22 protein-coding genes are annotated in these 24,367 nt (G+C 58.6%); 12 read left to right on the forward strand and 10 right to left on the reverse strand.

Annotated features, from left to right (window positions below):
- Positions 1-54 precede the first annotated feature (54 nt).
- Positions 55-1,476 (reverse strand): HDOD domain-containing protein, encoded by a 1,422-nt coding sequence (locus ACP86_RS10265; protein ID WP_053113596.1) that lies wholly within the window; start codon positions 1,474-1,476, stop codon positions 55-57.
- 211 nt (positions 1,477-1,687) lie between these two features.
- On the opposite strand from ACP86_RS10265, the gene ACP86_RS10270 reads away from it, so the two are divergent.
- The 3 genes from ACP86_RS10270 to ACP86_RS10280 all read left to right on the forward strand — a co-directional run bounded on the left by ACP86_RS10270 (position 1,688) and on the right by ACP86_RS10280 (position 4,329).
- Positions 1,688-2,695 (forward strand): methionine ABC transporter ATP-binding protein, encoded by a 1,008-nt coding sequence (locus ACP86_RS10270; RefSeq protein ID WP_053113598.1) that lies wholly within the window; start codon positions 1,688-1,690, stop codon positions 2,693-2,695.
- Positions 2,695-3,360, forward strand: a complete 666-nt coding sequence (locus ACP86_RS10275; protein ID WP_053113601.1) for a methionine ABC transporter permease — start codon at positions 2,695-2,697, stop codon at positions 3,358-3,360. Before ACP86_RS10270 ends, ACP86_RS10275 begins: the two co-directional genes overlap by 1 nt.
- A gap of 186 nt (positions 3,361-3,546) precedes the next feature.
- On the forward strand, positions 3,547-4,329 hold the full coding sequence (locus ACP86_RS10280; RefSeq protein ID WP_053113603.1) for a MetQ/NlpA family ABC transporter substrate-binding protein: 783 nt from the start codon (positions 3,547-3,549) through the stop codon (positions 4,327-4,329).
- Positions 4,330-4,441: 112 nt separating this feature from the next.
- Here the strand turns inward: ACP86_RS10280 and ACP86_RS10285 are convergent, their stop codons facing one another.
- Together ACP86_RS10285 and ACP86_RS10290 are read right to left on the reverse strand one after the other, a co-directional pair.
- Positions 4,442-5,095: a peroxiredoxin gene (locus tag ACP86_RS10285; RefSeq protein WP_053113605.1), complete on the reverse strand. Its 654-nt coding sequence runs from the start codon at positions 5,093-5,095 to the stop codon at positions 4,442-4,444.
- Positions 5,096-5,217: 122 nt separating this feature from the next.
- The gene (locus tag ACP86_RS10290) at positions 5,218-6,579 is read right to left on the reverse strand and encodes an alanine/glycine:cation symporter family protein (RefSeq protein ID WP_053113607.1); all 1,362 of its coding nucleotides are present in this window, start codon (positions 6,577-6,579) and stop codon (positions 5,218-5,220) included.
- A gap of 182 nt (positions 6,580-6,761) precedes the next feature.
- On the opposite strand from ACP86_RS10290, the gene ACP86_RS10295 reads away from it, so the two are divergent.
- Together ACP86_RS10295 and fghA are read left to right on the forward strand one after the other, a co-directional pair.
- Entirely contained in the window at positions 6,762-7,193 is a 432-nt protein-coding gene (locus ACP86_RS10295; RefSeq protein WP_041645917.1) for a CBS domain-containing protein, read from the forward strand.
- A 29-nt stretch (positions 7,194-7,222) separates the two neighbouring features.
- Positions 7,223-8,065 carry an S-formylglutathione hydrolase gene (gene fghA / locus ACP86_RS10300; RefSeq protein ID WP_053113609.1) on the forward strand — a complete coding sequence of 281 codons (843 nt, stop codon included), beginning with the start codon at positions 7,223-7,225 and terminating at the stop codon, positions 8,063-8,065.
- Positions 8,066-8,079: 14 nt separating this feature from the next.
- On the opposite strand, the gene ACP86_RS10305 is transcribed toward fghA, so the two are convergent.
- Complete coding sequence (locus ACP86_RS10305; protein ID WP_053113611.1) at positions 8,080-9,204, reverse strand: HD-GYP domain-containing protein; 1,125 nt, start codon at positions 9,202-9,204, stop codon at positions 8,080-8,082.
- Between the two features lie 275 nt (positions 9,205-9,479).
- On the opposite strand from ACP86_RS10305, the gene ACP86_RS10310 reads away from it, so the two are divergent.
- A complete protein-coding gene (locus tag ACP86_RS10310) occupies positions 9,480-10,490 on the forward strand; it encodes a GGDEF domain-containing protein (RefSeq protein WP_053113613.1) in 1,011 nt (336 codons plus the stop codon).
- Here the strand turns inward: ACP86_RS10310 and ACP86_RS10315 are convergent.
- Positions 10,454-11,875 (reverse strand): MATE family efflux transporter, encoded by a 1,422-nt coding sequence (locus ACP86_RS10315; protein ID WP_053113616.1) that lies wholly within the window; start codon positions 11,873-11,875, stop codon positions 10,454-10,456. The genes ACP86_RS10310 and ACP86_RS10315 overlap by 37 nt on opposite strands.
- 85 nt (positions 11,876-11,960) lie before the next feature.
- Here ACP86_RS10315 and ACP86_RS10320 point away from each other — a divergent pair, with 85 nt between their 5' ends.
- From ACP86_RS10320 to ACP86_RS10330, 3 genes are all read left to right on the forward strand, one after another.
- Positions 11,961-12,833: a carboxylate/amino acid/amine transporter gene (locus tag ACP86_RS10320; protein ID WP_053113618.1), complete on the forward strand. Its 873-nt coding sequence runs from the start codon at positions 11,961-11,963 to the stop codon at positions 12,831-12,833.
- Between the two features lie 152 nt (positions 12,834-12,985).
- A complete protein-coding gene (locus ACP86_RS10325; protein WP_053113620.1) occupies positions 12,986-14,560 on the forward strand; it encodes a PAS domain-containing methyl-accepting chemotaxis protein in 1,575 nt (524 codons plus the stop codon).
- A gap of 166 nt (positions 14,561-14,726) precedes the next feature.
- Positions 14,727-16,124: a sodium-dependent transporter gene (locus ACP86_RS10330; protein WP_053113622.1), complete on the forward strand. Its 1,398-nt coding sequence runs from the start codon at positions 14,727-14,729 to the stop codon at positions 16,122-16,124.
- A 90-nt stretch (positions 16,125-16,214) separates the two neighbouring features.
- Here ACP86_RS10330 and ACP86_RS10335 read toward each other — a convergent pair whose 3' ends face one another.
- The 5 genes from ACP86_RS10335 to ACP86_RS10355 form a co-directional block, all read right to left on the reverse strand.
- On the reverse strand, positions 16,215-16,799 hold the full coding sequence (locus ACP86_RS10335; RefSeq protein ID WP_053113624.1) for a hypothetical protein: 585 nt from the start codon (positions 16,797-16,799) through the stop codon (positions 16,215-16,217).
- 101 nt (positions 16,800-16,900) lie between these two features.
- The gene (locus ACP86_RS10340; RefSeq protein ID WP_053113626.1) at positions 16,901-18,211 is read right to left on the reverse strand and encodes a TRAP transporter large permease; all 1,311 of its coding nucleotides are present in this window, start codon (positions 18,209-18,211) and stop codon (positions 16,901-16,903) included.
- The gene (locus ACP86_RS10345; protein WP_053113628.1) at positions 18,208-18,756 is read right to left on the reverse strand and encodes a TRAP transporter small permease subunit; all 549 of its coding nucleotides are present in this window, start codon (positions 18,754-18,756) and stop codon (positions 18,208-18,210) included. Before ACP86_RS10345 ends, ACP86_RS10340 begins: the two co-directional genes overlap by 4 nt.
- Positions 18,757-18,841: 85 nt before the next feature.
- A complete protein-coding gene (gene dctP / locus ACP86_RS10350) occupies positions 18,842-19,888 on the reverse strand; it encodes a TRAP transporter substrate-binding protein DctP (RefSeq protein ID WP_008177022.1) in 1,047 nt (348 codons plus the stop codon).
- A gap of 241 nt (positions 19,889-20,129) precedes the next feature.
- Entirely contained in the window at positions 20,130-21,725 is a 1,596-nt protein-coding gene (locus tag ACP86_RS10355; RefSeq protein WP_053113629.1) for a class I adenylate-forming enzyme family protein, read from the reverse strand.
- Between the two features lie 152 nt (positions 21,726-21,877).
- On the opposite strand from ACP86_RS10355, the gene ACP86_RS10360 reads away from it, so the two are divergent.
- The 3 genes from ACP86_RS10360 to ACP86_RS10370 are packed head-to-tail and all read left to right on the forward strand — an operon-like array spanning position 21,878 to position 24,362.
- A complete protein-coding gene (locus ACP86_RS10360; protein WP_053113631.1) occupies positions 21,878-22,672 on the forward strand; it encodes an SDR family NAD(P)-dependent oxidoreductase in 795 nt (264 codons plus the stop codon).
- A complete protein-coding gene (locus ACP86_RS10365; protein WP_053113633.1) occupies positions 22,672-23,112 on the forward strand; it encodes a PaaI family thioesterase in 441 nt (146 codons plus the stop codon). Before ACP86_RS10360 ends, ACP86_RS10365 begins: the two co-directional genes overlap by 1 nt.
- Before the next feature lie 47 nt (positions 23,113-23,159).
- Positions 23,160-24,362: an acyl-CoA dehydrogenase family protein gene (locus tag ACP86_RS10370; RefSeq protein WP_053113634.1), complete on the forward strand. Its 1,203-nt coding sequence runs from the start codon at positions 23,160-23,162 to the stop codon at positions 24,360-24,362.
- Positions 24,363-24,367: the final 5 nt, after the last annotated feature.

Raw genomic sequence — 24,367 nt, forward strand, 5'->3', positions numbered from 1 at the left:
GGGCTCCCTCAAAGGCCTTGCCCGTCACCAGGCTCTACGAGCTCTGAGTCAATGCTAATGGGTAGAGAGTAAGGTCAGGCACAGCTGCGCGTTCTGAATAAAGTGGCCGAACGCTGATAGCTGCTCTTTTGAGGGCAGGTAAGCATCGGCTGCATTGTCGGCATAGAACAGACCGATCAGCCGTCCATTTGCCTTGATCGGGCCAATCAACGCCGGCACTTTGCCCAGCCAGCGATCATACGCCACGCCTTCGGCGTTTGGTTTTGGTTCGTAGATGCTGCAATGGGCATGAGGCAGAAGCGGGCCCAGTGGCCCGGTGCCGTCCTTGGGAATCACGAAATGTTCGCGCCATTCCTCGGTGCCACGGCCGCCGAGTTTTCTGGGCACCAGTTCATTGCCGGTGCGGTCACTCATCAACAGGGCGACTCGCTGCATACCAATAGCCCGGTGTATGCCTTCAATTACCAGCTGACAGACTTCGTTGATATCCGGTTTCTCGGCGAGGCAATGGCTTAATTCGCGCAGGATTTCCAGCTGCAGCTCCGCATCCATGTCCGGCGCCCTTGCGCCGGTGTCGCCAGATTTGCCCTCGGCGCCCGGCATCATGGCAGTGACTTGCGGAATGCCCAGGGAAACGGCCACGCGGGTGGCCTCCGATGCGTTCACCTTGAGCTGGTCGCGAACCACCGCAGGGGGCTCACCAATATCCCTGCCGAGGCGTTCCAATACCTTGTCCATGTCCGGGCCGCTCCAGCCCTGTTCCGACAGTCGGGCCATTTCCACGGAATTCCGCACCAGGCTAGAAGCCATGGAATTGGCCTGACCCGGAGACACAACATCCCTGATAAATGGCCCGAGGGACCAGGCCTCCACAAGACCGCGGGTGATTTCGGTAAACGTTGAGTGCAGAACGGCTTTCTGGGCCTCAACCGGCGATTCCTCAAGCCGCAGTCGTTCCTCGAGTTCCGTCGCCTGTTGTGTCTCGCAGGACCAGAACGCCAGCTCGCCGATGTTCATCAGCAAGGCCCCGATAAAAACCTCTTCCAGGGCCGTTTCATTCCGTTTGGGCATCAGACACCGGGCCTGAACCGCGGCGTGAATGGCTCGTGCCAGGCAGCGCAGGAGGTGCGGGCGGTCGTTGCGTTTCAGGAGCGCATCGACGATCAGCGAGGAAATGGCCATGGATTTCACGGCATCGAAGCCGATCAGGGTAATGGCCCGGCTGACCGTGCTGACCTGCGTCCGCGTCTGGTTGTAGAACACGGTGTTGGACAGTCTCAGCACCTGGGAGGTGAGCTGGGCATCGTTGAGGATGACATTGGCCAGTTCGTTAACCGTGCTGTTCCGGCTGTCAGTCAACTCATTGATACGCTTGAGAGTGTTGGCCAGAACCGGCAGCTCGACCTTGCTGAGATAAGTGACCCATGCCTGGGTAGAGTTCATCCGTGAGGGCGTTGGCTGTTTTTCAATGGTCACGTTTTGGCATCTCTGGGTCGCGCTGCTCTCGAAACGGAGGGAAATTAAGGTTCTTATGACATCCAAGTTTAGTTCAGGGCTGTGGCGGATGTCAGGTAACCGTTTGTGTAGGGACATCTACCCACACTGAGAATCATTCCGGAATTCGGGTTTGCCAACCGAATGGGCTATAATCGCCAGTTTTTAACGCTGCACCCACAAGGCGCTGACCGTGATTGTATTTGACCAGGTACAGAAGTCGTATCAGGTAGGCGGCCGGGCGATCCCCGCGCTTCATCCCACCGGTATGACCATTGAAACCGGCGAGGTATTCGGCATCGTTGGCCATTCCGGCGCCGGTAAATCGACGCTGGTGCGTCTGATCAACCTGCTGGAACCACCCACCGGCGGTCGTATTCTGATCGACGACGAGAACATTACCGACTACGACGCTGCCGAACTCCGTGCCTTTCGCCGCAAGGTGGGAATGATCTTCCAGCACTTCAACCTGCTGTCGTCGAAAACCGTGGCGGACAACATTGCCTTCCCCATGAAGCTGGCGGGCATCTACTCGAAGACCGAGATCCGTGACCGGGTTGAGGAACTGCTGGCCCGGGTGAGCCTTACCGATCACGCCAACAAATACCCGTCGCAGCTTTCTGGTGGCCAGAAACAGCGAGTGGGCATTGCCCGCGCCCTGGCCTGCCGGCCCACGATCCTGCTGTGCGACGAAGCAACCAGCGCTCTCGACCCGCAAACGACCCAGTCGGTGCTGAAGCTACTTGCCGACATCAACCGTGAGCTGGGCCTGACCATCGTATTGATTACCCATGAAATGGACGTGGTGCGCCGGGTCTGCGATCGCGTGGCAGTGATGGACGCTGGTGAAGTGGTCGAAATGGGCCCGGTCAGCGAGGTGTTCCTGCACCCGAAGCACCCGACCACACGAGACTTTGTCTTCGAGAGCGAAAGCATTGACCGGGACGAACTCCAGGAGGACCTGAGCAAGGCCAGCGGCCGGATCCTCCGCCTGACCTTCAAGGGCGAATCCACCTATAAACCGCTGCTGGGCAGCGTTGCCCGGGAGTCCGGCGTGGATTTCAGCATTCTTTCCGGCCGAATCGACCACATCAAGGATACACCCTACGGCCAGCTGACCTTGTCTCTGGTGGGCGGTGATCTTGAGGTGGCCATGCAGGCGCTCAAGGCCGCCGACGTTCACGTGGAGGTGCTGCGCTGATGGAAGACCTGTTGAGCAATGTAGACTGGAGTGAAATCGGCTGGGCCAGCTGGGATACCCTGGTCATGGTGGGTATGTCCCTGCTGTTCAGCGTCCTGATCGGCCTGCCTATCGGCGTTCTTTTGTTCCTGTTCGGCAAACGCCAGCTGCTGGAACAGCCGGTGGCCTATGCGGTGCTGTCGTTCGTGGTGAACGTGCTCCGTTCCGTGCCGTTCATCATCCTGCTGATCGTCATGATCCCCTTCACCGTAATGCTGATCGGCACGTCCCTGGGCGTGGCCGGAGCGATTCCGCCATTGGTTGCTGGCGGTGCACCGTTCTTCGCCCGTTTGGTTGAAACCTCCCTCAGGGAAGTGGACAGAGGCATCATCGAAGCCACCCAGGCCATGGGCGCCAGCGTGAAACAAATTATCTTCGGTGCCCTGTTACCAGAAGCGCTTCCGGGCATCATCGCCGGGATCACTGTAACTGCAATAACGCTGGTGTCCTACGCGGCCATGTCCGGCGTAATCGGTGGCGGCGGCCTCGGCGATCTGGCGATCCGCTTCGGCTATCAACGATTCCAGACCGACGTAATGGTCATTACAGTCGCGCTACTGGTTATTTTCGTACAGGTGCTGCAGATGGTCGGCGACCGTCTGGTTCTGTACTTCAGCCGCAAATAGGCTTGCCTTGGTGCAAGCCACTGGCGGGGAAGCCCTTCCGAAAAACGCCCGTAAATACGTCCCTGTAGGGCTCGGTCGCGCCATCCCTGGCGCTCCACGTTTTCGGAAGGGCTTCCCCGCCAGCGGCCCAGGCTTCTCAGGTGAGCCAGCAAGATTTTTTCTAACTGTTAACAGGAGAATTGATTTATGAATTTGAAGAAAACACTCGCAGCACTGGCTGCCGCAGCTACTTTCTCCGGCGCCGTCGCTGCCGAAGAGCTCTCTGTTGCCGCTACTCCCGTGCCTCATGCCGAGATTTTGGAATTCGTGAAGCCTCAGCTGGCCGAGCAGGGCGTGGAACTGGACGTGAAGGTATTCACTGATTACATCCAGCCGAATATCCAGGTGGACCAGAAGCGGATGGACGCCAACTTCTTCCAGCACCAGCCGTACCTGGATGAATTCAATGAAGGCCGTGGTACCAACCTGGTAACTGTGACCGGCGTTCACGTTGAGCCGTTTGGCGCCTACTCCAGCAAGATTGATTCGCTGGACGAGCTGAAAGAAGGTGCGGTGGTTGCCATTCCGAACGACCCCACCAACGGTGGCCGTGCGCTGCTGCTCCTGCAGAAGGCCGGCGTTATCACCCTGAAAGACGAGAGCAAGATCACTGCAACACCCCGTGATATCGCCGATAACCCGAAAGATCTCGACTTCAAGGAACTGGAAGCTGCCACCCTGCCCCGTATCCTGAACCAGGTCGACCTGGCGCTGATCAATACCAACTATGCGCTGGAAGCCGGTCTGAACCCGTCTGAAGACGCGCTGGTGATCGAGGGCTCCGAGTCACCTTATGTGAACATCCTGGTCGCCCGTCCGGACAACAAGGACAGCGAGGCTATGCAGAAACTGGCTGCGGCTCTGAAGTCTGATGCGGTTCGCGACTTCATCATGGAAAAGTATGAGGGTGCCGTTGTTCCGGCGTTCTGATAGTTGAAGTATTGGGGTCAGATGAAAGCGTTCAGCTGACCCCACTTTCACAAAAAAGGCCGGACAGCTGCTTAAGCTGCCCGGCCTTTTTATTTGGATTGAAGGCTGATGATCAGTCACCGCTCCAATTGGCTTTCGGGTCTGGTGTCATCCGAAGGTAGGATTTCACAGCCTTGTAGCCTTGCGGAAAGCGTTGCTTGATTTCTTCCTCATCCTGAAGGGATGGAACGATAACCACGTCGCCACCACGCTCCCAATTGCCCGGGGTCGCGACCTTGTGTTCGTCGGTCAGCTGCAGCGAATCGATCACCCGCAGAACTTCGTTGAAGTTACGACCGGTGCTGGCCGGGTAGGTAATCATCAAGCGAACCTTCTTGTTCGGGTCGATCACAAACAGCGAGCGCACGGTAAGGCTGCTGTCGGCATTCGGGTGAATCATGTCGTACAGCTGGGACACCTTGCGATCATGGTCTGCAATGATCGGGAAGTTTACCGCGCAGCCCTGGGTTTCATTGATGTCCTTGATCCACTCGTGGTGGGAATCGACCGGATCAACGCTCAGTGCGATGGCCTTGACGCCGCGCTTGGCGAACTCGTCCTTCAGTTTGGCGGTCAGGCCCAGCTCGGTCGTGCAGACCGGGGTGAAATCCGCCGGGTGCGAGAACAGCACGCCCCAGCTGTCGCCCAGCCAGTCGTAAAACGAAATCTTCCCTTCACTGGAGTCCTGTTCAAAATCAGGGGCGGTATCTCCGAGACGTAAAGTCATGTGTACTCTCCTTTGATCATGTTAGTGACAATTTCGTTTGTTATTCCGGCCCTGAAACGGCCGGGTTGTGTTCTGAGTGTATACGACAAACCTTGGTGCCAGATGAAGCAATTACAAGGGGCTCAGACCCCCAGCGCTTTCTCCTTCTCAAAATGCTCACGGGTGAGCTTGAACACAATCGGGCTCAGCATCAGCAGGGCAATCAGGTTCGGCAATGCCATCATGGCATTCAGGGTGTCTGCCACCAGCCAGACAAAGCCCAGGTTCAGGGTGGCACCCACCGGGATAGCCAGAATCCATGCAATGCGGTACGGCACGATGGCCTTTACGCCGAACAGGAACTCAATGCAGCGCTCACCATAGAACGACCAGCCCAGAATGGTTGTGAACGCAAAAACCGCGAGGGCAATGGCTACAAGATAGTTGCCAACGCCGGGCAGCGCCTCCTGGAATGCCATGGAGGTCAGTGCGGCCCCGGATTCCCCGGAGGTCCAGGTGCCGGAGGTGATAATCACCAGTCCGGTAATCGTGCAGATGATAATGGTATCGATGAAGGTGCCGAGCATGGCCACCATGCCCTGATTGATCGGGTTTCGGGTTTGTGCGGCGGCATGGGCAATGGGCGCGGAGCCCAGGCCGGCTTCATTGGAGAAGATGCCACGGGCCACCCCGAAGCGTATAGCTGCCCAGACTGCCGCACCGGCAAACCCACCCTCGGCGGCGATGGGGCTGAAAGCATGGTTGATCACCAGGGCAAAAGCGGCAGGAATGTCGGAGGCGTTGATAGCCAATACCACAAGCCCGGCGAGCAGATAGGAAACTGCCATCAACGGAACCAGGGCGCTCGCGACATGGCCAATCCTGCGGATACCGCCGATCAGGACCATTCCCACCAGAACCATAAGAACCAGGCCGGTCAGCCAATGCGGCAGCCCAAAGTTGGTCTCCATGACATCGGCAACCGAATTTGCCTGCACAGTATTACCGATGCCGAAACCGGCGATGGCAGCAAAGACGGCAAACAGGACACCAAGCCAGGCCCACTTGCGACCCAGGCCGTTGCGGATGTAATACATGGGGCCGCCCACATGGGCACCGCGCTCGTCGACCTCACGGAAACGCACCGCCAGGACCGCCTCGGAATACTTGGTGGCCATGCCCACCAGGGCCGTAAGCCACATCCAGAAAAGCGCGCCGGGACCGCCAAGGAACACGGCAGTGGCAACCCCGGCGATGTTGCCGGTGCCTACGGTGGCTGAGAGCGCTGTCATCAACGCCTGGAACGGTGGGATTTCGCCCTCGGATTCAGCGCCCGCGGCGGTACGACCTTTCCACATCAGCCGGAAGCCGGCACCCAACTTCAGCACCGGCATCAGCTTGAGCCCGAGGCTAAGAAACAGGCCGACGCCGAGAATGAGAACCAGCATGGGCGGGCCCCAGACCAGCCCGTTTATCTGCCCTACGAATTCAGAAATAGCTTCCATGGGATCTCCCTCTGTCTGCCATGGATTGGTTTGGATTTTTGACCCGGATTGGGTATAACCCGCTGAGTTTAGTCAGAAATTTTCCCATGTAAACCGATGGCCCGGTAAAAGTGGTGGATTCAGGGGTGATTGCCTATGCTCATTACAATGGCGACCATTCACCGAGGAGAGAGATTCTGCCCATGCGTTCACTCAAAGTTTCAGATGTCATGTGGAACCACATCGAGCCGGTCCGTTGCGGCACGCAGCTCACCAAAGTGGTGAAGACGCTGCTCCACAACCACGTAACTGGTCTGCCGGTCGTTGATGACCAGCGCCATGTGATCGGTTTTATCTCCGAGCAGGATTGCATCCATGCTCTGCTGGTCAGCGGCTATCATCGGGAGGGCGACCCGCTCGTTGACGATGTCATGTTCCGGAAACCGGTCACGATTTCGGCAGAGATGTCGGTGGTCGATCTCGCCCAGAACCTCGGTGCCGGCAAGCCAAAGGTGTACCCTGTTGTGGATCACGGCAAACTGATCGGTATTGTCACGCGTACTGCTATCCTGGCCGAGCTGGCTCGCACCGGCTTTGGTCTGGAGCCGCCGAAGCACGCCAGTGCCGAATACTGAAACACACTTTTCCCAAAATTGAGGACACTATGGAACTCCTATCCACGAACGTCAGTTTCGAAGGCGAGCACCGCCGCTACCGGCATACCTCCGCTACCCTCGAATGCGACATGGAATTTGCGGTGTATCTGCCGCCCGTGGCTGTGGGCTCCAACCCGAAGAAGGTGCCAGTCCTCTACTGGCTGTCGGGGCTGACCTGCACCGACCAGAATTTCATGCAGAAAGCCGGCGCCCAGAAACGGGCCGCTCAGCTGGGGATGGCGATCGTCTGTCCTGACACCAGCCCCCGTGGCGTGAACCTGCCGGGTGAGGATGATAGTTATGACTTTGGCTCCGGCGCCGGCTTCTACATCAACTCCACCGAGCAACCCTGGGCACCCCATTACCGGATGTACGACTATGTGGTGAAGGAACTGCCGCAGTTGATCGAGAATGAATTGCCGGTAACAGACAAGCGCTCCGTCAGCGGCCACTCCATGGGCGGCCACGGCGCTCTGATCTGCGCCCTGAAGAATCCGGGCCGCTACGCCTCGGTGTCGGCGTTTGCGCCCATCGCCAACCCAACCGAGTGCCCCTGGGGTCGGAAAGCCTTCAAGGGCTATCTTGGAGACGATCCGCGAAGTTGGGAAGAATGGGATGCCACATTGCTCATTCCCACCGCTCGGGAGCGGTTGCCGCTACTGGTGGACCAGGGCACGGCGGACGAGTTTCTGGACAGCCAGCTGAACCCGGATGCGCTGGCGGACGCCTGTGAGAAGTTCCACCATCACATCAACCTGCGCATGCACCGGGGTTATGATCACAGCTATTTCTTCATTGCCTCATTCATTGATGATCACCTTGATCATCATGCAAAAGCACTGGGTTTATAGCATGGTGACGTTGGTCAGGAGCGGAAGCCCCAGACCAGGCTGAAGTCCATGGAAGGCATGACTTCCGGCTCTTCCAGGGACTGGATGCCGAAGTCCGGCTCGCTGGTGTCCCGCTCGAAGGTGCCGGTGTAGCGATTGCCACGGGGACCGAAAATGGCTTTCACGAACGGCCCCCGGGCCCGCACCGGCCGGCGGGTAACCACGCCCACTTCGTTGTTGTCGAGGCGTACCAGAATGCCGGGCGGATACTCCCCGAGAATCTGCAGCAGGGCCTTGGGGATGGCCGGTCGGAACTTGCCGTCGGCCAGGTTGGCAATCAGCTTCCTGGCGTCGGCCACGTTCATGCGCTGCCGGTAGGCCCGTTTGGTGATCATGGCCACATACCGCTCTGCCAGCGCCAGGATTTCCGCTTCCGGCCGTATTTCGGTGCCACTCAGACCTTTCGGATAGCCGCTGCCGTCGGCCTGCTCGTGGTGTTGCGCAATGATGGTCAGCAGCAGCTTGTTATCGATGCCGGCGGCCTGCAGAGCCTGGATGCTGCGTTCGGGGTGTTTGCGAATGACGCCGCGCTGTTCATCGTTCAGCACTGTATTGGACGCATTCAGCTTGTCGGCAATGGGCACGAGCCCGAGGTTGGCAGTGAGGGCGGCAGCAGTCAGTACAGCTACTCGTTTCTCCTCCAGGCCGAATTGCCGGCCAATAAACTGGCAAAGAATGGCGTAAAACAGGATCTGTTCGTGAATGACCGGGCCGATTGAGTAGAGGTGAACCAGTGCCAGGGATGCATCGGGTGATTCCGTGCAGGTGCGCTCGATCATCCGGGCCAGGCCGAGCAGCCGTTTTTGGGCCGAGGGGTCGGAATCGGTAATGGCCTTCAGGGTTGCTTCTAGGGAATGGAGCAGATCCGGGTAATCGGCAAACGGGTTCCTGTCCCGCGTATCCTCGAACGTTTCTTCCTGAGGGCGTTCGATTTTGCGAGGTTTGAATCGGCCGCGCTCGAACAATTGTTCCAGCTGGGAATCTGTCTGAATTACATAGCCCTGGCGCAGAAGGATATTGCCGTCTGCATCGTAGACGTCCCAAGGCAGGGGCCGGCCGATGGTCAGCGCCCCGGGCGCAATTCGGACAAGTTCGGTCAAATCAGGTGTCTCTGGTACAGGTTAATTGTGTCGCCAGTGTAACTCCGAATGTGGTTGGCGCTCTACCGACGCGAGCCGGTTCTGGCGGTGAAGCAGCGTGGTTTTACCTGATTTTACTGCTGGCCCTGTCTCGGGACACATAAAAATGAGCAGATGTTCACACTTTGTCTTTTTGATAGAGAATATGTAAAGAATCGTTGTCGTATAACGATCATTCAAATTGTTTGCGCTATTCTGGGATTCTGGATAGTACTTTTGTCGGACGAAAACGCTAAATGCTCCATCGCCTCAAGACCGATTTCAGGTTGTCGATTATTACCTTGCTGGGTGCCAGCGCAATATTGGGTATTACGCCCTTTGCTGCGATGCGCTTTATGCAGGGTAATACGCTTGCGGGTGCTGTCGACACGGCAATTCTTGTTGGCATTCTGATCACGTTGATTTACGCGTGGGTCAGTGGGGATACCGGAAGAAGCGGTCTGGTACTTGCGGTTATTGCTTGCAGCGGCGCGGTGACGGTTGGCGCCGTGGTAGGCGAACCCGGGCTGTTCTGGCTTTACCCCTGTCTGGTAACCACCTTCTTCCTCGCCAATCCCCGTATCGCGGTGTTTCTGAACGTTGCCTCGGTCGTTGTCCTGATGGTTCATGGTGGGGCTTTCCGCTCTGATGTCCAGATGTGGTCGTTTGCTTCAACGGCCTTTGTGGTCAGTGCCTGCGCCTATGTCTTTGCCCACAGGAACCATGATCAGCGGGAGCGTCTGGAGCATCTGGCAACGATCGATCCGCTGACCGGCATCAAGAACCGGCGCTCAATGGATCAGGAGCTGGATCTGGCGGCAGCGAATGCCGAGCGTACCGGTTTGCCCTATGCCCTGGTCATGCTGGATATCGATCATTTCAAGAAGATCAACGATGAGCATGGCCATGGCGTGGGCGATGGTGTCTTGACCGATCTGGTGGCGCTGCTGAAACAGAACACCCGCAAGTCAGACCAGCTGTTCCGGTACGGTGGCGAAGAATTCGTACTGCTACTGCCGGGTGTCGATGGCATTGGCCTAAAGGCCGTGATGAACAACCTGCAACAGGTGCTGCGCAAATACATGAAGCACCCCGGCGGTTCGGTGACGGCGTCGTTCGGCGTGGCACTGCTCGAGCATGGCGAGAGCGTTGATAGCTGGCTGGCCCGGGCGGATGCGGCACTCTATGAGGCCAAGGAAGCTGGCCGGGATTGTGTTGTATTTGCCGATGCTCAGCGCACGCCGGAGCTTGCAGCCGAAACGGCCTGACCGCTATTGGGAGCAAACAGAAAGAGTCTGCACCCCAGCAGAATACTGGCGGATGCCAGGCCGCCGGTGAGACCTACCCAGAAGCCGGCTGCGCCCATGGCCGGCACCAGCCAGTCCATGAACGTCAGTACATACCCCAGTGGCATGCCGACGCCCCAGAATGAAAACAGCATGATGAACATCGGAATGCGGGTGTCCTTGTAACCCCGCAAGGCGCTGATGCAGGTTACCTGAATAACATCGGCAATCTGGAACAGGGCCGCAAACATCAGAAGCCTCACGGTGACCGCCTGTACCTCGGTATCACTGGTATAGAGCGCAGCGATCTCCCGGGAGAACACAAACAGTAATATTGCAAAAACCAGCGCTGTAGCAGCCGCCAGAATCAGTGAACTTCGGGAGATGAGGCGTGCGGTGGCGGGCGCCCGGGCGCCCATGAGGAAGCTGACCCGGAGAGTCAGCGCCATACCGATGCTCAACGGCAGCATGAACAGTAGAGATACCACGTTCAGGGCAATCTGGTGCCCGGCCACCACCACCGGGCCAAGGGGTGCCAGAAACAGAGCAATGACCGAGAACAGGCTGGCCTCGACAAAGATGGTGAAGCCGATGGGCACGCCGATGCCGAGGATGTAGCGCATGCCTGCCAGGTCCGGCTTCACCCAATCGGCAATCAGGTGGAACTGACGGTAAACCCGGCTTCGGTTCAGATACACGAGCAGTGCCGCTGCCGCCACACCGTTGGAAATGGATGTGGCCCAGCCACAACCGACACCGCCCATCGCAGGTAGCCCCAACTTGCCGTAAATGAAGATGTAGTTCATCGGCAGATTGATCAGTGTGCTGAGTACAGAGAATGCCATGATCACGCGGGTGTGCCCGAGGCCATCGGTCAGGCCCCGTAGTGCCGTCATTAACAGCAGCGCCGGGATGCCCCAGGCGAAGGCATTGAGGTAGCCCTGGGTGATGCGTGCGGTATTGGCTTCCAGGTTCAGAAGTGCCAGCACCGGGTGCACGTGAGTCAGCAGCAGGATCATGATCACGGATCCGGCGGCGGCCAGGTAGAGCCCCTGCCAGGTTGCAGGCATGATTTTCCCCACCTCCCGGGCACCGTTGTAGCCGGAAATAATGGGCTGCAGTGCCCCCAGCATGCCCATGAAAAACAGGAACAGGGGCATCCACAGGCTGCTACCAATACCCACTGCCGCAAGATCCTCGGCACTCGCGTGGCCGGCCATGATGGTATCGATCACGCCGTTGGCCATCTGGGCCAGTTGGGCGATCAGGATCGGCCCGCCCAGAATGGCGAGGGTTCGCCACTCTGTCAGTGTTCTGGTGACCAGCGGCTGGCGGGGTTCCGGTAATGGCTGGTGGATCTCATCCATGGGGTTTTATCCCGTGTTTCTGCACTGCAAGTTTCTCCGAAAACCGTTAAAGTACGCGCCTTGATCACAACAGATGGCAGTGGCGATGGGACTTCTGGTTTTTGTTACCGTTCTGTGGGCGTTTTCATTCAGTCTGATCGGCGAATTTCTGGCCGGCCAGGTGGACAGCGATTTTGCCGTGCTCAGCCGTGTGCTGCTCGGTGCCCTGGTCTTTCTGCCGTTCACCCGTTGGCGGGGCGTGGCTTCCGGACAGAAGCTGGGTATTCTGGTTACCGGCATGCTGCAGTTCGGGATTACCTACCTCTGTCTGTACCGGTCCTTTAGCTACCTGACCGTCCCGGAAGTCCTGCTGTTCACGATTTTCACTCCGCTGTATGTGACCCTGCTGGATGACGCCCTGTTTCGCCGGTTTTCACCGGTGGCGCTCCTGGCTGCAGCCATCGCAACTGTCGGGGCGGGTATCATACGCTACGACGGGCTCAGTGAGGACTTCATTACCGGCTTCCTTTTGCTGCAGGTGGCGAATTTTACCTTTGCCGCCGGCCAGGTAGGTTACAAGCACGTGATGCAACACTACCAGAGTGGTCTGCCGGGCTACCGAACCTTCGGCTATTTCTTCTTTGGCGCCCTGATTATTGCGTTGCCGTCCTTCCTGATATTCGGCAATGCCGAGAAGCTGCCGACCACACCGGTACAGTGGGGCATCCTGGCATGGCTGGGGCTTGCTGCCTCCGGCCTGGGTCTGTTCCTGTGGAATCGCGGTGCCTGTGTGGTTGACGCCGGCACCCTGGCTATCATGAACAATGCGTTGGTGCCTGCAGGCCTGATCGTCAACCTGCTGATCTGGAATCGCGATGCCGATTTGCTGAGGCTGGCGATTGGCGGTGGCGTGATTGCCTTCTCCCTCTGGGTAAACGCCCGCTTCCATCCCCGGGCCCGGCTGGCGGTTACGACATAAGTACCTGCACGCACTAAGGTTCCGCGAACCTCTGCCGTTACACTCGACATACGCAAGGTAACCTTTGATGAATATCAATGATATTCATCGGGGCTTACCCTTGTTCGCCCATATTTATCCCCGTGGTCAGCACCGAGTCAGAAGGTCCGTTTATGCGCAAGAATCTCCCGGTAACCCAGCGTGAAGTAAAAATGCGGAAAGGCGGTCGGTTGATTACCACCACGGACCTGAAAGGGGTGATCACCTACTGCAACGAAGAGTTTGTGGAAATCAGCGGTTTCTCCCGGGAAGAGTTGGTGGGCCAGGCCCACAACATCATTCGTCATCCGGACATGCCCCAGGCCGTGTTCAAGGACATGTGGGATTACCTGAAGGCCGGCAAGGCCTGGATGGGTGTGGTGAAGAACCGGGCGAAGAGCGGCGACCATTACTGGGTCAGTGCTTACGTTACGCCGATCCGTGAGAACGGCCAGATGGTCGGCTTCGAGTCGGTTCGGGTCGAGCCGACCCGCGAGCAGATCGCCAGGGCCGAGCGGCTTTATGGTAAGATTTCCGCCGGCAAAATGACCTCATCCTTCAGTAACAGAGCGTTGTCGATGCTTCGTTCTGGCTGGCCCTTCCTGGTGTCGCTGGTACTCAGCCTCGGTGCCCTCCAGATCAACCAACCCTGGTTGGCAGCAGGCCTGATTGTTGTGGGTCACGCGCTGGGGTTTGGCCTCGTGTTCAACTCCCTGGCCGCTCGCTTGCGCAAGCTGCTGAACCTTCGCCCTGATGCCTTCCGGGATCCCATTGTTGCCCGTACCTACAGCGACGAACGCGGACTGTTCTCGCAGCTGTCGCTGTTGCTGGTCAGTGAAGAGGCCCGGGTTCGTACGGCCCTGGCGCGGATTGATGACCAGGCAGAACTGCTCTACGAGCAGGCGCGGGCTTCCCACGGCTATATCAGCGATGGCGCGGCGGCGATCGCCCGGCAGCGGGCGGAAACCGACCAGACTGCCTCGGCCATCAATGAAATGACCGCCTCGATCCAGGAAGTGGCCGAGTCGGTGACCAGTAACGCCCGTGAAGCCGAGGAGGCCAATCGTCTTGCGGGTGTGGGCAGCGACCGGAGCGCCGAAGCGCTGGTTGCGATTGAAGAGCTGGTAACCCGCGTAAATGGTATTGGTTCGACGATCAGCAAGCTGGGCGAGTCCACCAACAGCATCGGTGAAGCCGCCAACCTGATTTCCGAGATTGCCGAGCAAACCAACCTTCTGGCATTGAACGCGGCTATCGAAGCGGCGCGTGCCGGTGAGCAGGGCCGGGGGTTTGCAGTGGTAGCGGATGAGGTGCGCTCACTGGCCCGCCGGACCCGGGAATCCACCGTGCGAATCCAGAACGTGATCGATGATTTCCGTCAGCAGGTGGACTCGGCGGTCCAGGCAACCCGGGACGGTGAGGCTGTTGCCGGTCAGGGCCTTGAAAAGGTGCGGGAGGCCGAGAACTCGCTGCGCGATATCGTGACCTCGATCCAGACCATTTCCGACAGCTTTATCAGTATGTCTGCGGCCTTTGAGGAGCAGAGCCAGGTGTCCGATGAGATCAATCGCCAGATCACCAATATTGCCGAGCTGGCCGATCACAGTGATGCGCAGGCGGACTCAGCCAAGCAGAGCAGTGACCGGCTCAGCGCCATGTCCCGTGGCCTGAAAGACCTGATAGCCAGGTTTATCAGCAAAAACGGCTAGTTAGCTTTAGCTTCCTTTTCCTCCCGCCGGACCAATCCGGACCGGGAGTGCGCCAGCACTGGCATCGACGCGCCAGTGCTGGCAGAATCCCGCCCCAATTGCCCCGGCAACGCCGTGGCTATCCCTTTTTGAAGACATTCCTCAGCCAAAAGCACAGGAACACAACATGACTCAGTCCAACTCGGTTTCGGGCAACGGTTCAGGGGCCGCCCGTGGTCTCTGGTCTTCCCGGTTGGCGTTTATTCTGGCGGCAACCGGTTCGGCCGTCGGTCTCGGTAATATCTGGAAGTTCCCCTACGTTACCGGCGAAAACGGTGGTGGCGCCTTCGTGCTGGTTTATCTGCTGTGTATCGCAGTGATCGGTATCCCCATCATGATGGCGGAAGTGTTTATCGGCCGGAATGGTCGACATAACCCCATCACCAGCATGCGGCTGGTGGCAGAGCGCAACCTCAGCGCGCCGGGCTGGCGGATCTCGGCCATCATCGGGATGATCGCGGCCTTTGTGATCCTCTCTTTCTACTCGGTGATCGGCGGCTGGGCAGCGTCCTATGTGGGACATGCCGCCATGGGCGACTTTACCGGTGGCACCGCAGACTCCATCGGTGAGTTGTTCGGCGGCCTGCTGGCCAGCCCCGGGCAGCTGCTGCTCTGGCACACGATCTTCATGGCGCTGGTTATTCTGGTGGTGTCTCAGGGACTGAAAGGAGGCCTGGAACGGGCCGTTACCATCCTGATGCCGGCCCTGTTTCTGTTGCTGCTGGTGGCGGTAGGTTATGCCACCACGACAGGCCATTTTGGTGAGGCCGTCAGCTTCCTGTTTATGCCGGATTTTGGTGCCCTGACCATCAACGGGGTTCTGATCGCCCTTGGCCACGCCTTCTTTACCCTGAGCCTCGGTATGGCCATCATGATGGCCTACGGTTCCTATCTGGGTCGGGATGTGTCCATTGGTCGCACCGCTGTCAGCGTGGCCATCATGGATACCGTCGTCGCACTCCTGGCCGGTCTGGCCATTTTCCCGGTGGTGTTTGCCAACGGTCTGGAAGCCGGTGCCGGTCCCGGACTGATTTTCCAGACCCTGCCGCTGGCCTTTGGCAATATGCCCATGGGCGGCCTGTTTGGCACCCTGTTCTTTATCCTGCTGTTGTTCGCCGCCTGGACCTCCGGTATTTCCCTGCTGGAGCCGGTAGTTGAGTGGGTTGAGGAAAAAACCAGCCTGGCCCGTACAGGCAGTTCCATCCTTGTCGGTGTGCTCTGCTGGGCGCTGGGCATTGCTTCGATTCTGTCGCTGAATGTCTGGGCCGACGTCGCGCCGCTCGCCATGTTTGAGCGCTTCGAAGGCAAGACCATCTTTGACCTTCTGGACTTCTTCACAGCCAACGTGCTGCTGCCGCTCTCCGGTTTGCTGACGGCGGTATTTGTCGGCTGGTTCGTGGCCAAAGAGTCGCTGAAATCCGATCTGGCCCTTCAGGGAGGAGCCTTTACCCTCTGGTACAACCTGATCCGGTTCGTGACTCCCATCGCAGTTGCCATTGTGTTTGTTTATAACCTGATGTCGTGATGCCTGCCTGAGCGGCCTGATGGCTGCTCGCGCACAAAAAAAGCCCGGCGGGTTAAACCGTCGGGCTTTTTGTTTTTCGGCACTCGAGTATCAGTAGTTGCCAGCTTCTCGGAGGGCATCAACATGGGGGCGAACCGCTTTTATGTCTGCCGGAGGCGCATTGCTGGCGCTCTGCATCGCGCCCATGGCGCCCTCCATCATCGCCCGCATCTGAGCTTTTTGCTGGGCGGTCATATTGGGATTGTTTTCAATCTCGGACATGGCCGCGTTCATTTCTTGCTGGGCTGCCGGGCTCTGCTGCTCCATCTCGATGGCCATCCAGGCCTGGAAGATCCGGTCGCCGGTTGCCGCCCACTCTTCAAGGCTACCGAAGCCGTGGTCCTGAACCAGATCCTCGAGCTGACCATAGGCCTGGTGACCTTCCAGCTCCTTCAGCGAATCGGAGAAAATGCGTGAGAAGTCGGGCATGGTGCCATCGTTCTGGCTGTCCATGTCTTCACTCAGGTCCTCAAACTCAGGCTCCAGCTGTTCGGCAGCCTTCAGGCTGTCGATAAACGATGAGATGGTCTGGTCGGACAGGCCCTGGGCCTGGGTGCCCGCGGAGAACAATGCGAGCAGGGTAAACAGGGTGGTGATGACTGCAGTGTGGATTGATGCAGATAATGGGCCGCGCATAAGCGTCTCTCCTTGTGTTGGGCCCCGGATTCCTTATGCCGGGAGCCCTATGAGAGTAGCGCTTTCACGGATTCACTGCCAAATTTTTGCTGGGCCCAGGCTCAGAAAAACAGATCCGGCAGCCAGGTGGCGATTTCCGGGAAGATCATGATCAGGATGATGCCGATGATCTCCACAATCACGAAGGGAATGATCGACTTGTAGATGTCCTTCATGGTGATCGACGGCGGCACGATGCCCTTCAGGTAGAACAGGTTGAAGCCGAAGGGTGGCGTCATGTAGCCGATTTCCATGTTGATCACGAACAGGATGCCGAACCAGATCGGATCGAAACCCAGGGATTCCACGATCGGCATGAACACCGGCAGGGTGATCAGCATGATACCCACCGGATCCAGCACCATGGCCAGCAGGAACACGATCACCATCATGGCGATGATGATGCCCCAGGGGCCGCCGGGCACCATGTTCATCAGGCCCTCGATCAGCTCCTGGGCACCCATGCTCTGGTACGCAGCGCTGAACGCGTGGGCGGCGAACAGGATCCACATGATCATGCCGGTGAGCTTGAAGGTGCGGATCGCAGCTTCCTTCAGAATGCTCCACTTGAACTGCCGATACACGGCGGCGGAAATCAGGGCGCCGAGAACACCCATGGCGGCGGCTTCAGTCGGGGTGGTGATACCGCCGATGATAGAACCCAGCACCATGACCACCACGCCAATCGGCAGGAGCACGGCTCGCAGAGCCCGGAATTTCTCCGGCCAGGTGCCTCGTTCTTCTTTTGGCAGCGCCGGTGCCAGCTCCGGTTGCAGATGGCAGCGCACCAGGATGTAGATGGCCGTAAGTACCATCAGCAGGATACCGGGCATGATGCCTGCGGCGAACATCTTGCCGACGGACACACCGGTGATCAGGGCGTAGAGGATCATCAGGATGCTGGGCGGAATCAGGATGCCCCAGCCACCGCCGGTATTGATCACGCCCAGGGCCATACTCTTGTCATAGCCACGCTCGAGCATGGATGGCAGGGCGATGGTGCCCATGGCAACCACCGCAGCACCACTGATGCCGACCATGGCGGCAAACACCGCGCAGATGCCAAGGGTGCCGAGGGCAAGGCCGCCTCTGAGGCCGCCGCACCACAGGTGCATCATCCGATACAGATCCCGGGCCACCCCGGTGCGTTCCAGAATCATGGCCATGAATACGAACAGAGGGATGGCGACCAGGGTGAAGCTTTCCATGGTGCCCCAGATCTGGGAGGCCACCATGTAGAAGGAATCAAATCCCCAGGTGAAATACAGGAACACCACCGAGACGCCACCAAGCACAAACGCCAGCGGCAGGCCCAGCAGCAGGAAAAACAGCAGCGAACCGAAGAACAGGAGAGTCAGGGCTTCAATGCTCACAGCTGATCTCCTTCAGATTCGGACTCTTGAGGTGTGTAGTAATCCAGGTTGAAGGCCACGGCGATGTCTTCGAGCAGTTTGACCAACCCTTGCAGAACCAGCAGCGCGGTGCCGATGGGAATGGCCAGCTTCACTGGCCAGATAGGCGGATTCCAGGCCGAGTAGGAAGTTTCCCAACTGGACATGGATTCCTGGGCCATGTCGATCCCGAACCACAGCAGGGCGAGCGTGAAAATGAAAAAGACCACGGAGGTAACAATGTCCAGAGCCGCGCGTTTCCGTGGCTTCAGATGCGAATGCAACAGGTCCACGTTGACGTGGCCGCGATGGGCCATGATGTAGCCACCGGACATTATTGCGTAGATGCCGAAAAGCATCTGGGTCAGTTCGTTGGTCCAGACCGTGGGAGAATTGAGCAGATAGCGGAACCCCACTTCAAGAAGCAGGAACACGAACATTGCGAAAATCAGGAGGGCAACCCACCGGCCGATGAAATCGTTGAGACGGGTAACCCCTCTCATGAATGCGGCAATCATCACACTCATGGCATTCTCCCATGGGATGCTGGTTTGGTTCGGGGAAAGAAAGGCCGGAGTCGAAGACCCCGGCCCCGGTCAGAGCAATGGCTGATCAGAGATAGCCGAGGTCGGCCAGGTAACCTTTCAGCATGTCGAGCGCCTTCTTGGCATTCTCACTGCGCTTACCTTCCTCATCCCACATGGCCTGGGCGGTGGCGACCAGCTTGTTCTGGACTTCATCCGGGAGGACATTCACTTGCACGCCCTGTTCCTCGATGGCCTTGGCCAGGGTGATACGCTCCTTGTACTGGTACTCGTTGGTGCGGATCCAGAACTGCTCGTTGAGGGCATCCTTGACGATCTTCTGCATGTCTTCCGGCAGCTTGTTCAGAGCCTTCTGGCTGACGATGATGACATCAGTGCCGGCAATGTTCAGGGCAGGCTGCACATGGTACTTGGCCACTTCATACAGGCCCATGCTGTAGGCACCCTGGGCCGCTCCCCAGTGGGCACCGTCCACGATGCCGGAATCCAGGGCTGAGTAGAGTTCACTGCCCGGAATATAAGAGGCGGCGGCCCCGGCTTCGGTCAGGAAGGTTTGCAGGGCGCCGGAGGAGCGAATCTTCAGGCTGTTGAAGTCCTCCACGCTTTCAACCGGCTCCTTGACCACCATTTCAGTCGGGTAGACTTTGTCTGTGGCCCAGTAAACGTCATGCTCTGCCGCTTCGTCCCGGAGCATCTGTTCGAACCCCAGGTTCTGGTGGAAGTAGGCGGCCTCCCAGACGTTGCGGAAGGCAAACGGCAGGCCAGAGGCAATGCCGGCGAGGGAGATCTTGTCCTGGGCATATGACGGGGAAATAGTGCCCATTTCCAGGATGCCACGGCTTACCGCGTTGAAAGTGTCCGTGGCCTTGAACAGCGAGCCAGCCTCGTAAAGCTGCAGCTTCAGACGGCCATCAGTGCGCTCTTCCAGAACCCGTTTGATCCGGCCAAGGCTGTCTGTGTATGAGCTGCTGGAACCGGGCCAGTGGGACTGGACTTTCCAGGTTACGGTGTCCTGCGCGGCGGCCGGTGTGGCAGCCAGGGCGGCTGACAGACCAAGGGTCAGTGCCGAGGCAAAGACGGTCAGTTTTTTTCGAGCGTTATTAACTAGAGTCATGGTAGGCCTCTTTCGTTGTTGTACTTGTGCATTGAATGACTGTTTAGTTATACCAATGGATCTTTCTTTGTTTCACTGTGCAGAATTGGCGACTGCATGGTGAATCGTAGTTTTCTGAATCTAACACATGTCTTGTTTTTTGCAATAGGCGGTTGATCGGTCATTGATTACAGAATTCATAAAAGGATAGTTCATCGATTGAACGTCAGCAGTACCGACGGCCGATCTGTCTCGCGCCGCCTCAGGTTCCGGGCCAGTAAGGCGCGCGAAGTTCCCGTTTGAGCACCTTGCCAATGGCAGAGCGGGGCAACGTGGCACGGAATTCAATGGCCGCCAGACGCTGGGATTTTCCCAGCTGTGTGTTGGCCCACTCCAGTATCCCGTTTTCGGTTTCATTACGATCGGGCTGGAGAACCACCAGGCCCAGGGGCGTTTCCCCCCAGTGTTCGCTGGGAATACCGATGATCGTGGCGTCGGCTACCGCCGGGTGCGACAGCAGTACTTTTTCCAGATCCACTGGATAGATGTTAAAGCCGCCGGAAATGATCATATCCTTCCGTCGATCAAGGATGTAGATGAAGCCGTCCTCGTCGATTCGTCCCATGTCACCACTGCGGTAATACACCTTACCCTCCGGGCTCGTCCAGAGCATCTCCCGGGTCAGCTCCGGGCGATTCACATAGCCGCGCATCATGGAAATGGCGCGGCCCACGATCTCGCCATTGGAGCCCCGGGGCAGCTCACGGTCATCCTCGCCGATCACCCGCACCTCAGCGCCCTGGGTGGGTACACCAACCGAGTCCCATTTGTCCGGGTGGGCAGCGCAGTCGAGACTGGTGGATATACCGCCTTCGGTAAGGCCATAGACCTCCCGGAGGTTGCCGGGCCAGCGTGCCATGGCATCGGCAATCACCGCCGACCGCAACGGGGCACTGGTGCAGAGCTTCAGCTTGAAGCTGGAGAGGTCAAACCGGTCAAAATCCGGCTGCGCCAGGATCCGCTGGTATTGCACCGGTACCAGCATGGCGTGCGTAACACGGTGGGTTTCGGCCAGTTGCAGGAACCTGTGGGCATCGAATTTCGCCATCAGCACCAGGGTGCCGCCGTGGTAGAGCGTGGGTAACACTGAAACCAGGGTGGTGTTGGAATAAAGTGGCGTTGATACAAGGTTGATAGCCTCGCCGTCCAACCCATAGCGGCTCATCCTGACCATCTGACGCTGGCGGAAGCGATAATCGTGCAGGATCCCCTTGGGCGTGCCTGTGGTGCCGGAGCTGTAAATGATATTGAACGGATCGTCGAGGGTGACCGGCTCGGGCCGGGCGGTGGCCGTAGTCTGCGCCAGCCAGTCAACCAGGGAGTAACCGGCTCCGTCCAGGGGGCCGGCCAGGCTGATGATGCGCTCGCCGGGTACCTTGGTCAGCTGTGCTCGCAGGCGGCCAAACAGCTCCCGCTGTTGGCCGGAAACGAACAGAAAGCGTGCCTGGCAATCCGCCACCATCAGTGCAAGTGCTTCGCTACTGGCCATGCCAGACAGCGGCACCATACAGCCCCCGGCCACCAGGGTGCCAAGGTACAGGGCGACATCGTCCCGGCTGTTTCCTGACAAGGCAGCCACAGACTCGCCCGGCCGCAGACCGGCCTCGCGTAACCGGTTGGCAATACGGTTTACCTGGTCGACAAGGCTTCGCCAGTCCAGGGTGCCCTGTTCGTCAATCAGGGCCGGGTGGCTGCGACGGGTCTGGGCGTGTTGCTGGATACGATTTCCGATTGCGTCCATGGACTCACTGGGATCGATTGGCGCATAGACCGGCATGTCTCGCTTGCCGCTTTCCATTTTTTGCCCCTCAAACGTTATTGTGTTTTATCTAGTGAAATTAACTTCCGATTATATTGACTCAAAACCAACAGGCGTGACAAATTAACTGGATGGAAAGACCCCAGCACCATCAACCAACAACAATGAGACAGACCGGGGAGCATCGGCATATGGGACGGTTTGATCAACGGGTAGCCATTGTCACCGGTGCCGGCAGCGGCATTGGTCGGGCGACGGCTCTGCGACTCGCTCGGGAGGGTGCGTCAGTGATCCTGGCGGATACCTCTGAGGCCGGTCTGGTGGAAACTGAAAACCAGTTGCCAGAGCGAGCCCGGCGCCTTCGACGGCTGGTGGATGTGGCCAACGAAGCCCAGGTGGATGCGTTGGTCAACGAGGCTATCGCCAGCTTCGGTCAGATCGACGTGCTGTGCAATATCGCCGGCATTGCCAGTACCGGTCAGGGCCACCCGCCGGTGACCGGCAACGACCGTGCCGAGTGGGACCAGGTGCTATCGGTGAACCTGACAGGCACCATGCTTCTGATCAAGCACGTGGCGCCCCATATGCAGGCCCGCAAGCTCGGCGCTATCGTCAACACTGCGTCGGTGGCAGGTATCCGGTCCGGCGCGGGCGGCAACGCCTACAGTGCCTCCAAAGCCGGCGTCATCAATCTGACTATGACCGCCGCCTGTGACCTGGGCGGCGACAACGTACGGGTAAATGCAGTGTGCCCCGGTCTGGTGGAAACCGGCATGACCCGGGCGGTGTTCGACTACGCCTGGGCCAATGAAAAGGCCCATAAGCTCGGCGCCCGCTGTGAGCTGCGCCGGTATGGCAATCCGGAAGAAATCGCCGCGGCAATCCTGTTTCTGGCCAGCGACGATGCCAGCTACATCACCGGCCAGTCCTTGCCCGTGGACGGCGGCAATACCGCATCCCTTAACCTGCCAGGAATGAAAGTGTAATGAATGATCAAGAGCCCCTGTTTACCGACGGTAAGGACCTGCCCGGTTTTCACAGCCTGCTGGGTTATCGTCAGGTCTCCTGGGAGGAAGACGAGGCGGTGCTTGAGCTGGAACTGCAGCCACGGCACCTGAACCTGGGAGGGGTGATCCACGGGGGTGTGCTTACCTCGTTGCTGGATATTGTGCTGGCCCAGGCAGGCACCTATTGCCCCTACCCGGGGCGGATGCGTAAGGCCATCACCCTGTCCCTGACCACCACCTTCACCGGGCAGTGCTCCGGCGGAACGATCAGGATCACCGGACGTAAGCGCGCCGGGGGCACCCGGATTTTCAACAGTACGGGTGAGGTTCATGACGACAAGGGCAACCTGCTGGCCATCGCCGAAGGTACATTCCGGATCCGGTCCGGCAGCGACAAACCAGAGGGCGTTCCGATCTGACGGAACGGTTACCGACTTAATGCCAACAACACCAAGAGGAAGCGGACATGTTTGAACTGTCTGACAAAGCGAAACAGCTGCAGAATCAGCTGAATGAGTTCATGGATGCCTATATCTACCCGAACGAGCACAAGCATCATGAGCAGATCGAGCAGGCAGAAGACCGCTGGGCGCCGGTTCCGATTATTGAGGAACTGAAACAGAAGGCCAAATCCGCCGGCCTGTGGAACCTGTTCCTGCCGGAAAGCGAATTCGGCGCCGGGCTGACCAACTACGAATACGCCCACCTGTGTGAAGTGATGGGTCGCTCGGCCATGGCTCCTGAGGTGTTCAACTGTTCCGCTCCTGATACAGGCAACATGGAAACCATCGCCCGCTATGGCAATAAAGAGCAGCAGGAGCAATGGCTGAAGCCTCTGCTGGATGGCGAGATCCGTTCCTGTTTCTCAATGACCGAGCCGGATGTGGCGTCGTCAGATGCCACCAACATCGCCTGTGAAATCCGCCGCGAGGGTGACGAGTACGTAATCAACGGCAAAAAGTGGTGGTCCTCCGGTGCCATGACCACCACTTCGAAGATCGCCATCGTGATGGGCAAGACCGACCCTCAGGCCGAGAAGCACAAGCAACAGTCGATGATTCTGGTGCCGCTGGATGCGCCAGGCGTGAAAATGATTCGCCCCCTGACGGTGTTCGGCTATGACCATGCGCCCCATGGCCATGCGGAGATTCACTACGAAAACGTGCGGGTGCCGGTGAGCAATATCCTGCTGGGCGAGGGCCGGGGGTTCGAGATTGCCCAGGGCCGCCTCGGGCCTGGCCGTATCCATCACTGCATGCGCACCATCGGCGTCGCCGAGCGGGCTCTGGAGCTGATGTGCAAGCGTGCCAATGCCCGGGAGGCCTTCGGCAAGCCGCTGTCCAGTTTTGATTCCATCCGCAAGGACATTGCGCGCAGTCGCATCGAGATCGAGCAGGCAAGGCTGATGACCCTGAAGGCGGCGCATATGATGGACACCGTCGGCAACAAGGTGGCCCGTCAGGAAATCGCGATGATCAAGGTGATTGCACCGAGCATGGCGCTGAAGGTGCTGGACCGGGCAATTCAGGTGCACGGCGGAGCCGGTGTTTCCCAGGACACCTTCCTGGCCGAAGCCTGGGCCAAGGTACGGACTCTGCGGTTGGCAGACGGGCCCGATGAGGTTCATCTGGATTCTGTGGCCAAGATTGAGCTTCGCCAATACCGCTAAAACGA

This window comes from Marinobacter sp. CP1, assembly GCF_001266795.1.
In the GTDB taxonomy this organism is placed as follows: domain Bacteria; phylum Pseudomonadota; class Gammaproteobacteria; order Pseudomonadales; family Oleiphilaceae; genus Marinobacter; species Marinobacter flavimaris.

What these genes read in the sequence shown, in the direction of transcription:
- ACP86_RS10275 (WP_053113601.1), top strand. Translation starts at nt 2,695, where the DNA reads ATGGAAGACCTGTTGAGCAATGTAGACTGGAGTGAAATCGGCTGGGCC.
- ACP86_RS10280 (WP_053113603.1), top strand. Translation starts at nt 3,547, where the DNA reads ATGAATTTGAAGAAAACACTCGCAGCACTGGCTGCCGCAGCTACTTTC.
- ACP86_RS10285 (WP_053113605.1), bottom strand. Translation starts at nt 5,095, where the DNA reads ATGACTTTACGTCTCGGAGATACCGCCCCTGATTTTGAACAGGACTCC.
- ACP86_RS10290 (WP_053113607.1), bottom strand. Translation starts at nt 6,579, where the DNA reads ATGGAAGCTATTTCTGAATTCGTAGGGCAGATAAACGGGCTGGTCTGG.
- ACP86_RS10295 (WP_041645917.1), top strand. Translation starts at nt 6,762, where the DNA reads ATGCGTTCACTCAAAGTTTCAGATGTCATGTGGAACCACATCGAGCCG.
- fghA (WP_053113609.1), top strand. Translation starts at nt 7,223, where the DNA reads ATGGAACTCCTATCCACGAACGTCAGTTTCGAAGGCGAGCACCGCCGC.
- ACP86_RS10310 (WP_053113613.1), top strand. Translation starts at nt 9,480, where the DNA reads ATGCTCCATCGCCTCAAGACCGATTTCAGGTTGTCGATTATTACCTTG.
- ACP86_RS10315 (WP_053113616.1), bottom strand. Translation starts at nt 11,875, where the DNA reads ATGGATGAGATCCACCAGCCATTACCGGAACCCCGCCAGCCGCTGGTC.
- ACP86_RS10320 (WP_053113618.1), top strand. Translation starts at nt 11,961, where the DNA reads ATGGGACTTCTGGTTTTTGTTACCGTTCTGTGGGCGTTTTCATTCAGT.
- ACP86_RS10325 (WP_053113620.1), top strand. Translation starts at nt 12,986, where the DNA reads ATGCGCAAGAATCTCCCGGTAACCCAGCGTGAAGTAAAAATGCGGAAA.
- ACP86_RS10330 (WP_053113622.1), top strand. Translation starts at nt 14,727, where the DNA reads ATGACTCAGTCCAACTCGGTTTCGGGCAACGGTTCAGGGGCCGCCCGT.
- ACP86_RS10335 (WP_053113624.1), bottom strand. Translation starts at nt 16,799, where the DNA reads ATGCGCGGCCCATTATCTGCATCAATCCACACTGCAGTCATCACCACC.
- ACP86_RS10345 (WP_053113628.1), bottom strand. Translation starts at nt 18,756, where the DNA reads ATGAGTGTGATGATTGCCGCATTCATGAGAGGGGTTACCCGTCTCAAC.
- dctP (WP_008177022.1), bottom strand. Translation starts at nt 19,888, where the DNA reads ATGACTCTAGTTAATAACGCTCGAAAAAAACTGACCGTCTTTGCCTCG.
- ACP86_RS10355 (WP_053113629.1), bottom strand. Translation starts at nt 21,725, where the DNA reads ATGGAAAGCGGCAAGCGAGACATGCCGGTCTATGCGCCAATCGATCCC.
- ACP86_RS10360 (WP_053113631.1), top strand. Translation starts at nt 21,878, where the DNA reads ATGGGACGGTTTGATCAACGGGTAGCCATTGTCACCGGTGCCGGCAGC.
- ACP86_RS10365 (WP_053113633.1), top strand. Translation starts at nt 22,672, where the DNA reads ATGAATGATCAAGAGCCCCTGTTTACCGACGGTAAGGACCTGCCCGGT.
- ACP86_RS10370 (WP_053113634.1), top strand. Translation starts at nt 23,160, where the DNA reads ATGTTTGAACTGTCTGACAAAGCGAAACAGCTGCAGAATCAGCTGAAT.